Below are 1530 nucleotides of genomic sequence, written 5' to 3'. Positions count from 1 at the left end.
GTAACCGTTCACCGGGACGGTGTTGACAGCACCAACTCCTCCGGGAACGGGTAGTCGGTTTTCTCGATGCAGGACCTGACAACTGCCCTCAGCCACTCCTGCGGGCAGCGGCCCAATCGCTTGGCCGTCTCCACCAACGATAGGATACGCTGCCTGAACTGCTCGCCTCGATGCGACCAGACGCCATAGCTTCCCTTGCGCCACAGCACATAGCCACGCAGCGCCCGCTCCGCTTCATTGTTGGTCAGCGCTATCTCGTCGTTTTCCATAAAACGCCATAGCATCTCATCGTCCTTGAGCAGTAACTGGCAGCGCCCACGGTAGCGCTTGGAACACAGTACACTGCCCCGCTCCAGCTGCCTTCGCCAGCTTTGCCGACATCGCTGCAACCTTCGCTGGTACTGCTCCCGGCTTAAGCAGCCTTGTTCATAGCCATGCCGGGTTCTGAACACCGTGTCAGCCAGCAGTACCAGCCGGGCTCCGATAGGCTGGTTGACGGCGTCGCTACTCTCGGCAATCGCCGCCACGTTGCGCAGCACATGCGCCCAGCACAGTTGGCGCTGGGCGCTGTCGATGAAGCGGTATCCCGCATACTGGTCGGTCACCAGCACCCCATCAAGCTCACTGCCCAGCAACCGCTTCGCTGCCTCCTGACCGCGGCCAAACGCCGTCATGAAGCAGACCGCGACCTTGCTCAGGGCCAGCCACATCCAGCGTCGCTCACCGCCCCGCTGGTGCCGGGTTTCATCGGCATGGATGATGGCGGCAGACTGCACTTGCTGTTTGATGGCTTGGTGGGTCGGGGTGAGCATGGCGCTGACCCGGCCTTGCGCTTCACTGATGGCGCCTCGGCTAAAGCTCAAACCGAAGTGCTGCTTGAGCTGCTGCTGTATCTTGCTGATGCTCTGGTGGAACTGACCACTCTGCAAAGCGATATAGCTCAGCAGATTAGCCCCCATCTGGCTGTGGCTCACCGTATCGGGCAGGGCTGCTTCACTGGTGGTGACGCACCCACGGCAGGTGCCCCGATACAGCTGATGCTCTGTCACCACATAGCTGACCTCGGGCAGGTCAAACACCTGATGAACCCGGTAGGGCTTGTCATGGGACACCACCTGCTCACCACAGCAGGCGCACTGCCGGGCAGGATAGTGTGGTATTGCCGTCAGTCGGTCGTCCTCAGGATGACGTTCACGCCGCTGCCCCTTGTGGCCAGGCTGGGCACCACGAGCCTTGCCGGAAGCGGGGCGCTTGCGCGCAGGCGGGGTCCCCGAGCCATCAGTGGAGGGGGGCTTGGAGGAGTTATTGCTGTTTTGGTTGAGGCGGTCTTCAAGCTCGGCGATGCGCGCCATCAGCTTGTAAATCAGCTCGTTGGCTTGCTCGAGGGTCAGCGGCAGGCCGGGTGGTGGCGTAATGGGTTTGCTCATGACGTGATGGTGCCAAGCTGGCGGGATCAGGCAAGGGGCAACAGTGGATCAAGGGATGATCGTCTCACTTTTTCCTGTCAATGCCATCTGGGTGAACAGTTAC

The 1530-nt window shown here is 61.2% G+C and carries 1 protein-coding gene; it reads right to left on the bottom strand.

Features of this window, described 5'->3' with window-relative positions; genetic code table 11:
- Positions 1 to 8: 8 nt before the first annotated feature.
- Entirely contained in the window at positions 9 to 1427 is a 1419-nt protein-coding gene (locus tag PG898_RS21125) for an IS66-like element ISAs21 family transposase (RefSeq protein WP_004576012.1), read from the bottom strand.
- Between the last annotated feature and the right edge of the window lie 103 nt (positions 1428 to 1530).

Source organism: Aeromonas sp. QDB31 (assembly GCF_027707605.1).
GTDB lineage: Bacteria > Pseudomonadota > Gammaproteobacteria > Enterobacterales > Aeromonadaceae > Aeromonas > Aeromonas media.
The sequence above is the reverse complement of the archived record's forward strand: the minus strand, read 5'-3'. Positions and strand labels throughout refer to the sequence as shown.